Source organism: Bacillus pumilus (genome assembly GCF_009937765.1).
Classification (GTDB): Bacteria; Bacillota; Bacilli; order Bacillales; family Bacillaceae; genus Bacillus; species Bacillus pumilus_O.
Map to the genome: position 1 here is coordinate 672,870 of NZ_CP047089.1, position 11,320 is coordinate 684,189.

At 40.4% G+C, this 11,320-nt stretch carries 11 protein-coding genes; 2 read left to right on the plus strand and 9 right to left on the minus strand.

What is annotated here, in order from left to right:
* Positions 1-2: 2 nt before the first annotated feature.
* The 8 genes from GPS65_RS03375 to GPS65_RS03410 all read right to left on the minus strand — a co-directional run bounded on the left by GPS65_RS03375 (position 3) and on the right by GPS65_RS03410 (position 7,849).
* Positions 3-1,040, minus strand: coding sequence for a FecCD family ABC transporter permease (locus tag GPS65_RS03375; RefSeq protein WP_144473884.1), 1,038 nt, complete (start codon positions 1,038-1,040; stop codon positions 3-5).
* Positions 1,033-2,049 carry a FecCD family ABC transporter permease gene (locus GPS65_RS03380; protein WP_012011169.1) on the minus strand — a complete coding sequence of 339 codons (1,017 nt, stop codon included), beginning with the start codon at positions 2,047-2,049 and terminating at the stop codon, positions 1,033-1,035. Before GPS65_RS03380 ends, GPS65_RS03375 begins: the two co-directional genes overlap by 8 nt.
* A 70-nt stretch (positions 2,050-2,119) precedes the next feature.
* On the minus strand, positions 2,120-3,073 hold the full coding sequence (locus GPS65_RS03385; RefSeq protein WP_012011170.1) for an ABC transporter substrate-binding protein: 954 nt from the start codon (positions 3,071-3,073) through the stop codon (positions 2,120-2,122).
* Between the two features lie 139 nt (positions 3,074-3,212).
* Complete coding sequence (locus GPS65_RS03390) at positions 3,213-4,121, minus strand: alpha/beta fold hydrolase (RefSeq protein ID WP_012011171.1); 909 nt, start codon at positions 4,119-4,121, stop codon at positions 3,213-3,215.
* Positions 4,122-4,186: 65 nt separating this feature from the next.
* Positions 4,187-5,086 (minus strand): alpha/beta hydrolase, encoded by a 900-nt coding sequence (locus GPS65_RS03395; protein WP_012011172.1) that lies wholly within the window; start codon positions 5,084-5,086, stop codon positions 4,187-4,189.
* Positions 5,087-5,393: 307 nt separating this feature from the next.
* Complete coding sequence (gene psiE / locus GPS65_RS03400; protein ID WP_012011173.1) at positions 5,394-5,822, minus strand: phosphate-starvation-inducible protein PsiE; 429 nt, start codon at positions 5,820-5,822, stop codon at positions 5,394-5,396.
* 37 nt (positions 5,823-5,859) lie between these two features.
* Positions 5,860-7,167 carry a HAMP domain-containing sensor histidine kinase gene (locus tag GPS65_RS03405; RefSeq protein ID WP_012011174.1) on the minus strand — a complete coding sequence of 436 codons (1,308 nt, stop codon included), beginning with the start codon at positions 7,165-7,167 and terminating at the stop codon, positions 5,860-5,862.
* Positions 7,154-7,849, minus strand: coding sequence for a response regulator transcription factor (locus GPS65_RS03410; protein ID WP_012011175.1), 696 nt, complete (start codon positions 7,847-7,849; stop codon positions 7,154-7,156). Before GPS65_RS03410 ends, GPS65_RS03405 begins: the two co-directional genes overlap by 14 nt.
* Positions 7,850-8,101: 252 nt before the next feature.
* Here GPS65_RS03410 and GPS65_RS03415 point away from each other — a divergent pair, with 252 nt between their 5' ends.
* On the plus strand, positions 8,102-9,301 hold the full coding sequence (locus GPS65_RS03415; RefSeq protein WP_119125325.1) for a DUF418 domain-containing protein: 1,200 nt from the start codon (positions 8,102-8,104) through the stop codon (positions 9,299-9,301).
* A gap of 79 nt (positions 9,302-9,380) precedes the next feature.
* Here GPS65_RS03415 and GPS65_RS03420 read toward each other — a convergent pair whose 3' ends face one another.
* A complete protein-coding gene (locus GPS65_RS03420; RefSeq protein ID WP_119125326.1) occupies positions 9,381-10,313 on the minus strand; it encodes a helix-turn-helix transcriptional regulator in 933 nt (310 codons plus the stop codon).
* Positions 10,314-10,397: 84 nt separating this feature from the next.
* Here GPS65_RS03420 and GPS65_RS03425 point away from each other — a divergent pair, with 84 nt between their 5' ends.
* Entirely contained in the window at positions 10,398-11,048 is a 651-nt protein-coding gene (locus tag GPS65_RS03425; protein ID WP_119125327.1) for an FMN-dependent NADH-azoreductase, read from the plus strand.
* Positions 11,049-11,320: the final 272 nt, after the last annotated feature.

Below are 11,320 nucleotides of genomic sequence, written 5' to 3' on the forward strand. Positions count from 1 at the left end.
GTTTATCGATTTCTCTGCTGGTATAACAAATAAATAAAGAACGGTGCCCCAATTGCAGCTGTGAATACACCTGCTGGTACATCTAATGGTAGAAAAGCCGTTCTAGCGACTAAATCTGCGAGCATCACGAGAATACTCCCAACAAGCGCAGATGCCGGGACCAGCGCAATGAAAAAACGGCCGATGATCATCCGTGCAACATGCGGCGCCATCAGTCCAACAAATTCAATACCGCCAGCAAAGGCAACGGCAATCCCCGCCAATGTCACACTCATCAGTAGAAAGAATAGCCTTTTTGCCTGCACTTTCACCCCAAGCCCTGTGGCAAGATCATCCCCAAGCTCCTTCACATTCATCGTTCTTGCTAACACCATGACAATCGGTAAAATGATCATGATCCAAGGAAGCATCGACATGACGTCCTTCATCGTAGAACCATATAAACTGCCTGTCAGCCAAATATATGATTTTGTCGTCGTCATCGTATCACTAAGAACTAGAGTAAACGTCACACACGCCTTCATGATGGCAGAAATCCCGATGCCCATGAGGACAAGTGTGATCGGCTTCACCCCTTTTTTCCATGAAAGCAAATAAATCAGACACGAGACAGCAAAAGCCCCTGCAATCGCCCATAAGGATTGATACGCAATAGGTACAGTGCCCATCCAAAAAACAATAAACATAATCGCACCGAACGAAGCACCACTCGTAATCCCAATGATGTCAGGCGATGCAAGCGGATTGCGGATTAATCCTTGCAAAATAAGCCCTGATACCGCAAGCGCAGCCCCCACTAAGACAGCCAGCAATGTTCTTGGAATTCTCAGTGTATTGAGCACAAAGGTATTTCCCTCTCCTTGACCGATTAAATGAAGAAGCACATCCATAGGCGAAATAAACCGGCTACCCATACAGAGACTGAGAATAAATAATCCAAAAGCAATGGCCGTCAATAAAAGTAAAATCAAAAACGTCCGCTTTGAAAATTGAAATGAAATGCGCCCGCCCTTTGAACGCACTGTATATGTTTTAGCCACCTGTCTTCAACCCCTTGCGCACGAGATAAACAAATAGAGGCGCTCCTGCTACCGCCGTCATGACACCAATCGGTACTTCCTGCGGCATGATCAAAAAACGAGCCGCAAGGTCTGCGACAAGTAAAAGAGATGCCCCCACTACGGCACAATACGGCAGTACCCAGCGGTGGTCAGGTCCGACAAGCTTTTTCACAATATGCGGCACTAGAAAACCAACAAATCCAATCGATCCTGCGACAGCGACGGAGCCACCCGCTAAAAAGACGACGAGAACTCCCATCGTGATTTTCAGCATCAGCGTACGTTGACCAAGTCCCTTCGCAATATCATCTCCTGACAAAAGGACATTGATGGAGCGTCCAAGAAGCAGCGCCACAACTGTCGCACCTAAAATATAAGGCAAAACAGGGAGCAGCATATCAATGCTTCTACCAGACACTGAACCCGCCATCCAGAACAGAATGCTTTGAATTGATTGTTCATTTACAATCAAAAGACCTTGTGTAAAAGACGCAAACAGTGCAGATATCGCCGCACCTGCAAGGACAATTTTGACCGGTGTCAATCCATCTCTTCCAATGGAGCCCAAAAGAAAAACAAGCATCCCTGCAATTGCCGCACCTAAAAAGGCTGTCCACATATAGCCTGTTAATGACTCTGTTGAAAAGAAGACAATTGAAATGACGATAAAAAATAGTCCACCTGCATTAATTCCTAACAAATCTGGCGCCGCAAGCGGATTTCTCGTTAATGCCTGCATCAATGCACCTGAGATGGCTAGACTTGATCCAACAACCGTTGCAATTAAAGCTCTTGATAATCTGGATGTCATGACAATGACACTGTTTGGATCCGATTCATCAAAATGAAGAAACGCATGGATGGTGGCTTTGAGGGAAATCGAGGTTTGCCCAAGAGAAATGCTGAGCATAAAAAAGACCAACATCAATACGACGAATCCAGCAAAAAGCAGCGCCTTGCTCGAATCTTTTTTTAATAAACTTCTCATCTGATTCCCGCTTTCAATCTGTTATGGAAAAAGGAGAAAATGGTTTTTCACATTTTCTCCTCTGTTATCCTTATTTATCAATTCCGAGACGATCATAAATATCATCAAGCATCATGTTTGCAGCGATAATACCGCCACCCATGTTCCAAGTGATTTCATCCACTTTATGCACTTGTTTCGCTTTCACTGCGTCAAGCTGCTTCCATAAAGGATGACTCGTCCACTCTTTATAAGCCTTTTCAACCGCTTTATCCTGATCATCCATGAAGTAATAGATCACATCTGCATCCATTTGCGGAATGCTTTCTTTGTCTGTCAGTGTTATGATGTCTTGCTTCTTATCTTTGACATTCTTAGGTCCTTCAAAGCCTAGCTCTGTTAAAATGGACCCTGCGAATCCAGTTTGATAGATTCTAGCATGATCTGCACGGAAGTTCACCACAGACACACTCATTGGCCAGTTTTTGATATCTTTTTTCGCTTTTTCTTTGAAGTCAGCGACACGGTCATCCCACTTCGTTAGCAATTCTTTTGATTTGTCTTGCTCATTTAAAGCATCACCCATTAATTTCACTGTATCTTTAAATGTGAATACGGTTTCTGTTGCAACCGTTGGAGCGATTTCTTTCAGCTGATCAAAAATTTGCTCGTGGCGGATTTTTGATGCAATGATCAAATCTGGGTTCAGTTTTTCAATTTCCTCTAAGTTTGGCTGTGTTTCTTGCCCAACAATTTTGACATCCTTTAAGTCATCTCTTAAATATTTATACGTAGGTGCTTCTAGCCATGATTCAACAACACCCACTGGTTTAATGCCCATCGCGACTGCTGCATCGGTTGCTCCTTGGTACAGCGTCACCACACGTTTAGGCGATCCTTTAATTTCAGTTGAACCGATAGCGCTTTCAACGGTTCTTGTTTTTTCTTTACTATTTGACTTGCCTTCATTGCTATTGCTGCCGCAAGCTGCAAGTAAAACGATGGAGAGCACAACTAATAGCGACCAAAAAGATTTTTTGAACATGTACCTCACCTATCCATTCTATATGTAGTCATATCATTTGATAACGATTCTCATTATCACACTATGATTTTATCATAGAAAAGGATGGTGTCAATGTAAATTTTTAAGAAAAAGGGAGAGAGTTGACTGGTTGTTCATACTAAATAGAACGACTCCACATTTGGACCGTCTTGCCGATTTGTTTTCCCGCTTCGAGTAACACCGACAAATGGGTATGTCCATCCAGCACTTCATAGACTGATTGTTGCTTGATCTCTTCATGTGGCAGTTCATGATAGGCAGACATTTTTTCTATATCATACAGCTCATCCTCGCTGCCTACTAACATCGCATAGGGCTGATCAATCCCAGCAAATTTCTTTTTAGGTGCGGACGGGGTTAAGGCAAGGGATAGATTGACGGTGATGGCCGTCAATAAAAGCTGGTCTTGCTCAACTACCCATGCTGGATAATGAAAACGCACGGCTTCAGAATGACCCATCAGCCTTCCTTTTGTCATGGCAGACAAAAAGAATTTCCATACTTGAACGCTCGCAAAAGGAATTTGATCAGGCCTTGCAGTGTCTGATTGATAACCAAATTCAGGTGCAATAAAAAAGTAACCATCTACTTCTCTTTTTTTCGGCCAAGATAGGTAGTTTAGCAGTAATCCCGCTCCAGATGAATGCCCGCAAAGATAAACAGCTCCTTGATGCTGCTGTTTGACCGTATCCACAAACTGCGAAATATCTTGCCACACATCTGTGACAGTAGGTGTATCACCTTTTTTTCCATCCGAATGGCCGTGACCTCTTAAATCGATTAAAAACGTATTCACTTGAAAATCATGCTGAAGCGTATAGGCGATATGCTCGTAACCAGCTAAACTATGAGCACCACCGCCATGAATCAAGATGACATTGGCCTGCGTCTTCTCTTCTGATAAAAATGGATAATACGCAAGGCTTGTACCATCATGTGATGAAATGAATTGTCTTTCTGGAATATGTACAGGGGCTGCCTGCTGCATACTTGCAAATGAGAATGGTTCGGTCTTGGTGTCTGTCAATTTTTTCGCTCCTTCAAACAGAAACGAGAATGGCCAGCTGCGCTAGTCATCCTCATTCCTATATCTTATTCATTGCATTCTTTCAAAGGGAAGGTATTACTTTCAATAATCGTGACAATTTGGTTTAACGCTTTTTTTGCTTCTGGTATAGGGAAAACAGGAAACACATGATTCATTTTAGGATATTCTATATAGTTTATTGGAAACCCCTGCTTATCTGCTATCTCTTTGAATTTACGGGCATCTGGAAGGAAGAATTCGTGAGTGCCTATAAAAACAGAAATTCGTCCCAGTGCTTTGATCTCCCCGTAGATTGGACTGACTAAGTGGTGTGTTTCATCCATGTCACCAGCATATCTTTTTCCTGCTTCAATTAATAAGGCTAGATTGAGCATTGGTTCAGCAGCGATATCTGGGTTGCTTAATGTAACATCTAGCCATGGTGATAAAAGAATGATATTCCCTGGCTGCGGCAAGCCCTTTTTTGCCAAGTATTGAGCAAAAGCTAACGATAAACCTCCACCAGCAGAATCACCCATGATGACGATATTTTCAGGTGTTCCTTTCTCTAAAAGAGCTTGGTACACAGGAAGGACACTCTCGATCGCATCCATATACTGATAGTTCGGTGCTTTTGGATAAACCGGCACATACACCGTACTATTTAATTGCTTCGTTAATCGATCTAAAAAACGCCAATGCCAAGTCAAAGGCTGTTCAATATAGCCCCCACCGTGTATAAACAACACCTGATGGTCATCCGGCTGGACATTTGATTTCAACATATACGTATCGACTGGAAACGAGTGATTTTTAGTGATTTTGTACTTATTCTTAATTTTTTCAGGCAATTCATAAGGTAATTCATTTGCCCTTCTTCTTTCTTCTAGATAATCATTTACATTGAGTTTCTTTTTCGTCAAAACAAGCAGCTTTTCTACTAAAAAACTTTGAATGCTTCGCATATGATCGACCCCTATTCATTGAATCATGATGACCAATGTCGATGGAAAGATAAGGCTTCTAAAGCATACCATATGAAGATGTACATCAGGAAAAAACCTTTTTATCCAACTGATCATTCACCATAACAAACAGTTATTCATTAATGAACAACTGTTTGTTTACTGTTACTCATATTCTACTTTTTAGATGCATGTCAATCAATTGTCAATCTGACCTTAACCGTTTATTAATAGACAGATAACGACTGAGTGTTCATCAATGTCCAGACACGAAAAAAGACGAACGGTCATCGTTCGTCTTCTTCCCTCACTTCACTTCTTCATGCTCCTGAACCGCATGTCGTTTACTAGCGATAAAGAGGGCAACGGTCATGGCTAAAATGGTCAGCGCCCACCAGAAGGTCGATACAGCCTCTTTATGATCGATGATAATCAAACGGATGACGGCTGTGATGCCAATATAAATAAAATAGCGAAGTGGAAAATGAAAGTTTGATTTAAAGTACTTAATAATTAAGGCAATAAACTCAAAGTACATAAAGAAGATCAGCAGCTCACCAAGCATTTCATAATAGCTTTCTCCTTTGTTGACCACATTCTTGTAGACGAATTGGACAATATACCAAGTCTCACTAATTAAGAGGACACTTAAAGCAATGGCCAGAAAGAATAGACAAATATTCAGAAGACCTTGCAAGAGATCGGGTACCTTTTGGAAGTTGTTGAATCGTTTCATTAGATTGTCTCTCCATTCCATGTTATTCATTTGTCACCTATATTTTAATGTGCCAGAAACGCAGCACAATGTAGTAAACGCCGTTCTTTTCCATCCTTTCAAACTGCCCGTGCATACGGGACATCATTCGTATTATGCTTCGTTCACCAAGTCTAGTGCTTTCCTGCGTGTCATTTGTCTCGTTTATCGCATTGCTGATATGGATCTCAAAGATTTCTTGATCGGATAAAAATGTGAGATTGATGTCCTTTTTCGGGTCAGCGTATTTCAGTATGTTCGACATCAGATTATCAAACACTCGGCCAAGCTCCTCGACATTCACGTTGATATAGCTGTCTGGCAGCTCTCCTAAAAGATGAACCTTAAATGTCTCTTGCTGCAAAATCGCCACCTGATCTGATAAGAGATCGTAAATAACCTCTTTGACTGCAACTGTCTCAAGCTCAGGTTCATGTTCTTTATCAAGTAGAAAATAGGCGAACAGGTTATCAGATAGATTTTTCAATTGCAGTGCTTTTTCATAAGCACTTGCTATATATTGATCTTTACGGGTATCCGCTCCAGCCTCCTCTTTTTTCGCAAACTCCAAATTCATCATTAGCGACGTCAGCGGTGTTCTCATATCGTGTGACATTTCAGTAACCAAGCTGCGGCTCTCTTCTTGCAGCTCATCGATCGCTTGAAGCTTGTCCAAAAAAGCTTTACGAAGGTCCTCAATACTTTTGGCAATCATCGCTAATTCGTCATGCCCTTTCACTGTCATCTCATAGTCCAGCTCGCCGCCTTCAAGAATATGAATGTCTTGATGAATCGTTTGCAAGTAGCGTAAACTTTTGCGAATACCGAGAAGAACAATGAGGAGAAAAATAAGCGTTGCTCCGAGCAGCTCGAGTGTAAACGCAAGATCGTGGTAACGAGACGAATAGAAACCATCCACCATGACCCGACCTTCACCGTCGCTAAACTGAACCGGAAACGAATGATGCTCGGCGTACTGGGTCACCTTTTCTTTTCCATACGCCGATTCATCCGCAGCCGAATAGATGGAGTCATATTGTAGCACCTCATCCTTGAAGATGGTCAAATTAATGTAATTCTCTTTTTTCACCCACTCACCAAACGCTTGTCGATCTGTTGAAGACAGCTTATTCTCAGACACATAACGACTGAATTTTTGAATATATTTAGCTGACTCCTCCTCGTAATACTCGTCCGAACTCAAGTATCCGTCAATGAGCTCATTGGTGATCTTTTGCAGCGTCATAAAAACAAGACCGCTCACAATGGCAGCCGCCAAAATCAGCCATGCCAGCTTCTTAGCTAGCGTATATTTACGATGTGCCAAATCGGTATCCTCTTCCCCATTCGGTTTTGATATAGAAAGGACGTGCAGGATCATCCTCAATTTTGGCACGCAACTTTCGAATATGCACCATCACCGTATTGTTGGAACAATAGAAATAAGGCTGTCCCCACACGCTCTCATAAATATTTTGGGCTGAAAAGATTTTGTTTCGCCTGCTCATCAGCAGTTTCAACATACGATATTCTAAATCAGACAGCTTGATTTGTTGATTTTCTTTCCACACTTCATTAAATTCTTCGCTCACCCTTAGCTTACCCCCAACAAGAAAAGTTTCTTCCTGTTCCTTTTTTTCCTGATAGACGGTGTACCTGCGTAATTGTGCAATGACTCTAGCATGAAGCTCTTCTTGTGAAAAAGGTTTTGTCATATAATCATCCCCGCCGGCAAGTAAGCCTTCGGTTTTATCGAATGTACTTGATTTGGCTGTTAGAAATAGAATTGGGACATTTGAAGAGGCTCTCATCTGCTGGCACGTTTCGATGCCTGAGAGCCCCGGCATCATCACATCCAAAATCACCAAATCGAGCGAATCGTCCACAAACTTCAATGCTTGCTCGCCATTCATCGCTCTCAGCACCTCATATCCAGCACGTGTAAGGGATTCTTGCAAAAGGTCTCCAATATCCTGATCATCTTCTACGACTAATATTCGATGCGTCATGTCTCTCTCACCTCATGATACGTGATGTACTTTCTTTTATGTCTTTACTATATATCATCTAGCTATGTGAAAAGATACAGCTTAAATCTTAACAGTTTATGAAATTGACCGTTCTCCATCAATTTGTCACATTTATTTTCAAAGAAATGGATCTTCATAATTTGTTAAGAATTGGGATGTATATTGAATCATTGTAAGGATCGATGGATTGATCCGAATGACTTTTATCATAACAAGAAAAGGAGCATGGATATGAATGAAAACAAAGTAGCACACGCGATGAGTTTGAAAGATCGGGTTCATTTCTTAGACATCGTACGGGGATTTGCTTTAATGGGTATTATTTTGGTGAATTACTTTTTGATTGTGGATTCGGCGAAAGGGTTTGATCTGGGAGCAAATGATGTCTTTCACAACTTGGTGAATTGGTTCGCCTCAGGGAAATTCATTACGCTGTTCTCCTTCCTATTCGGTGTTGGTTTTATGATTTTTATGGACCGAGCCGCTCAGAAGGTGGACAGTCCGAACAAGCTGTTTGCCCGCAGATTAACCATTCTCTTAGGATTTGGTCTTCTGCATTTAACTTTTGTTTGGATTGGTGATATTTTAGCGTATTATGCAGTCGCTGGCTTTTTATTGCTTTTCTTTTACAAACGCACAGCCAAAACCATCGGATACTGGTTGATCGCACTCTTTGTGATTCAATTGCTCACGCCCTTTTTCACGATGCTGCTCAATACCGTCAGTTCAGGATCATCAGGCAAGCCGGACTTTGCTGATTTTGAATTAATCAGCCACAACAGTCTGACTTATTTAGCATCGATTGGTGATCGGTGGACAGATATGATAACGATGGCTTCAAGTTCTTTTTCTACTGTCTATTCTATGTTTTTCATGTTTTTACTTGGTGTGTATTTTGTGAAAATGGCGTTTTTCAAAAACATGGAGGCGAAAAAAACGATTTGGAATCGGATTTGGCTCATCTGTACAATCGCTTTTCTCATCACTCAAAGCAGTACGATCATTGTAGCAATCAATCCTTTTGAAAATACACTCTGGGTGAGCATTGCCACTGCTCTGGAACAAAACGGGGGACTAACTGGCAGTATGTTTTATATGAGTACACTTGCGATGCTGTTTCTGCACGTTCCTCAGCTGCGAGGTGCTTTGATGGTCTTTACAAAAGTAGGACGGATGTCCCTGACCTGTTATTTGCTTCACTCGATCATTGGAACTCTGCTATTTCTAAAGTATGGAGCGGGGCTTGTCGATCATCTTCAGCCGGCTGGTACGTTCTTCATGGCTATTGGCGTGTATGTCTTTCTTGTGCTTTTCAGTACGTTTTGGTTAAAACGGTTTAAGTATGGACCGATGGAATTTATTTGGCGTCAGCTGACGTATGGGAAGGTCACTGACCAATCGAAAACAAATACATTTCATGCGGCGAAGTAAAAGCAAAAAGGCGAATGGCTACAATTCGCCTTTTTTAATATGATGAGTTTTTTGTGATTCAGAGACAATCCGTTCTCTTTCAATACTGATCAATCATTTCTTGCAATTGAGTCAAATAACTCTCTTTTAATTCATCTGGGTATTCTATTTTCACATGTTTCCCAAATGTGATCAAATAATGAGTCATATACGATAATTCTTCTTGGTTGTACCCACCCATAATATAAGGAGTATCATCAACGATCTCCAATCTCATATTTGGATAATGATTTTTCAAAAATTTTTCTTTCCCTTGTTCCGTTAATCGACATTTAAATGAGATATCATGATAAGTTTTTTCGTACTCCACCTGCATTGCTTTTAATTCTTCCTTCGTATAGGTGTCACTGCCTTCTTCTTCAATGATCAAGTCCTTCATAAAATCACATCTATAGATGCCCCACTTTTTATTTTGAACATCATATGCTTCGGTGAACCAAATCCCATTTCGATAAAACAACTCAAGAAATTGCAGCCTCATCCTTTTATTTTCATATTGAGTGTACGTCATCTTCACGATTTGATCTTCCATCATCGCCTGTAAAATCAATTCCAAATGATTTTGCTCACTCACTGGTGCGACATTATAGTAATGAATCACTTCCAAAGTCTCTGTAATCATTTGTTTTCTCTCATCAGACATTGTGGCAAACAGTTTTTGCCGAATTTGCGAGTAGGACTTTTTAAATGGAGTGGCTGACAGCAAGTCTAGCGCTTTAAGTGCGAAAAAAATAGCTTGAACTTCATCGGTATTGAAATAAATAGGCACTAATGGAGATTGATTCACCAGTCGATATCCTCCATGTCTGCCAGGTTCAACATAAAAAGCTAAACCCATGGACTCTAGCTCTTCTATATCTCTTAAAGCCGTCCTTTTAGAAATGCCAAATTCGGATTGTAAGTCCTTTAACTGAAAAGAGTGTTTATCGCTTAAAAAAATAAGTTCTTGGTTTAATCGTTCTGATTTTTTCATTTTGATTTTCCTTCTAAAATAGGTGACATTTTTTGTCACCTTTATATTTTATAATTAGTTTATCAAAAGAAAAGGAGCATGTATATGCAAACATTAATCATTAACGCGCACCCTGATTTCACTCATCGAGAAAGTTATTCAAATAAACTGCAAACACTATTTTTAGAACAGTTTAAAGAGAAATTCCCTCATGAAGAACCAACCATTTTACATTTACATGAAACTGAAATTCCTCGTATCGAAAAAGACCAGCTGCTACGTATTTGGGATAAGCAAGCATCTGAACAAACATTAACAGCTACCGAAGAAAAAATCGCTGCTGCTTCCTCTGCTTTATTGGCTCAATTCAAAGCACATCATCGAATTGTGATTATTTCACCTGTTCATAATTTTAATGTGACGTCACATATGAAAGATTATATAGATAATATCTTAATTGCTAGAGAAACATTCAAATATACAGAAAATGGTTCAGTTGGTCTGATGACTGACGATTATCGTGTACTTTTGCTTCAAGCAAGCGGCTCAATTTTCACAAATAACGATCGCTACACACCTCTGGAATTCTCACATTACTACCTAAAAGAAATATTCCAAAACTTGATGGGCTTTCAACAATTTCATATTGTCCGAGCACAAGGAACAGCGATTTTAGAAGAAGAAACGATCTTGACAACTGCAGCTGACGATTTGTCTAAAGCTTTTGATGAGTTTTACTCGCATGGCGAGATATGAATTGGATTTTTTCAAAAATAAAAAGACCAAAAACGTTTGATATCACGTTTTTGGTCTTTTATTATTAGCCGATTGAACCTTCCATTTCGAACTTGATTAACTTTGCTCGAAATGACACGAATTGATTTGCAACAAAACCACTCAAACCTTTGATAGAAAGCCATTTCTTCAAAAGGTTTAAAATGAATTATAATATCGAGTTGGCACGGATTTAGCACGATTTTGGCTCGAAGGTTGTTGGCATAAGAGTTTTCAACTTATAAAAAAATCTA